Source organism: Meiothermus granaticius NBRC 107808 (genome assembly GCF_003574355.1).
GTDB lineage: Bacteria > Deinococcota > Deinococci > Deinococcales > Thermaceae > Meiothermus > Meiothermus granaticius.
The window spans coordinates 1-1,865 of sequence record NZ_QWLB01000088.1 but is presented as its reverse complement, the minus strand read 5'-3'; the positions used below and the strand labels follow the sequence as shown (position 1 = coordinate 1,865).

The 1,865-nt window shown below is 65.7% G+C and carries 3 protein-coding genes; all 3 read left to right on the top strand.

Features of this window, described 5'->3' with window-relative positions:
- The coding region (locus Mgrana_RS16570; RefSeq protein WP_420845931.1) for a biotin--[acetyl-CoA-carboxylase] ligase at positions 1-336 on the top strand (336 nt) is incomplete at its 5' end.
- Positions 337-393: 57 nt separating this feature from the next.
- Entirely contained in the window at positions 394-996 is a 603-nt protein-coding gene (locus tag Mgrana_RS16565) for a biotin transporter BioY (protein WP_119358672.1), read from the top strand.
- Between the two features lie 49 nt (positions 997-1,045).
- The coding region (locus Mgrana_RS16560; protein WP_119358671.1) for a 1-deoxy-D-xylulose-5-phosphate reductoisomerase at positions 1,046-1,865 on the top strand (820 nt) is incomplete at its 3' end.

Sequence of the window (1,865 nt, the reverse complement as noted above, 5' to 3'; positions counted from 1 at the left end):
GTGCTGGGGGTGGGCCTCAATGTGTATCCCCCGGTGCCGGAGGGGGCCGCCGCCGTGGCCGAGTATGCCTCGCGGTCCCGGGTGGAGTTGCTGGCGGATCTCCTGGATCGGCTCGAGGCCCGCTATCACCAGCTCTACCACGAGCCCGAAGGGGTGCTGGAGGCTTACCGGGCTCACAGCCTCACCCTGGGCCGCGAGGTGAAGGTCACCACCCAGCAGGGAGGGCTGCAGGGGCAGGCGGTAGGCTTGGGACCCGATGGTGCTTTGTTGCTGAAGGTGGGGGGGCAGATCCGGGCGATTGGGGCTGGGGACGTACAGTTGGTGGGGCAGTTATAGCCTGGGTAGACCCGGTGGGGGTGGGGTAGAATCAGGGCGTTTTGACTGGAGGCAACCATGAATCCAACCCAACACCTGCCCTATCTTCCGCTTTCCAAGTCAATCTTTCCCTCCCGCTCGCTGCTTCGGGATGTGCTGCTGATCCTCGGGGGCAGTGCGGTGGTGGCCCTGCTGGCTCAGCTCGAGATCCCCACCCAGCCCGTACCCATTACCCTGCAAACCCTGGGGGTGCTGCTGGTGGGGGCGGTGCTGGGTAGCCGTTTGGGCTTTGGGGCGCTGGCCGCCTACCTGCTCGAGGGGTTGGTGCTTCCAGTATTCTCCGGTGGGACCACCTGGAGCCACCCCCGGATCGCTTTTACCGCCGGATATCTGATCGCCTTCCCGTTTGCGGCCTATCTGGTGGGTTATCTGGTCGAGCGCTTCGCTGCCGATCGCGTGGTGTACCGGGCGTTTGGTCTCATGCTCCTGGGCAACCTGTTGATTTACGCCGTGGGGGTGGCCTGGCTGGGCTTTGCCCTGGGAAATGTTGGCCAGTACACCGGGTTAGACGCGTTGCTGTACGCCGGGATGTTGAAGTTCTTGGTCGGGGACCTGATCAAAGCGGCCATCGCCGCGGCCCTCTTGCCGCTGGCCTGGAGATGGCTGGGGCCGCAGCGCTAGCCAGCACGCCCTCATGCTTTTTCGCATCGAGGGGCTAAACTGCGCATAGATGAGGGATTCTAAGCGGGTGGTCATTCTGGGCTCGACCGGCAGCATCGGTCAGCAGGCCCTCGAGGTCTGCCGTTGGCGGGGGTATCGGGTGGTGGGGCTGGCCGCGGGGCGAAACCTCGAGGCCCTGGCCGGGCAGATCGCCGAGTTTGGCCCGGAGGTTGTCTCGGCCGATGAACCCCTGCGGGCTGAGCTGAAGCACCGCTTTCCCGGCCTCTCGGTGCTCCCAACCGAAGAGGTCGCCGCCCATCCCGCTGAGGTGGTGGTAGCGGCCATCCCAGGCTTGGCTGGGCTGCCTGGGGTGAGGGCTGCGGTACAGGCGGGGCGCCGGGTGGCCCTGGCCAACAAGGAGAGCATGGTGGCGGCGGGGCCCCTGCTGTGGGAGGAAGCCCGGCAGAGCGGGGCTGAGATCCTGCCGGTGGATTCTGAGCACTCGGCCTTGTTCCAATCCCTGATCGGCGAGCCGTTTCAAGGCGTGGCCGAGCTGATTTTGACCGCGACCGGGGGGCCGTTTTTGCGCGAACCCGCCGACCTTTCCAGGGTAACCCCGGCCCAGGCCCTCAACCATCCGCGCTGGAAGATGGGGCCCAAGGTCACCATTGACTCCTCGACGCTGTTTAACAAGGGGCTGGAAGTGCTGGAGGCGGTTCAGCTGTTCCATCTGCCGATTGAGCAGGTTAAGGTGACCATCCACCCCCAGGCCTATGTGCACTCGCTGGTGCGCTTCCAGGACGGCAACCTCAAGGCCCAGCTCGGCCCCACCGATATGCGCCTGCCGATCCAGTATGCCCTGGCCTACCCCGAGCGCCCTCCCACCCCAC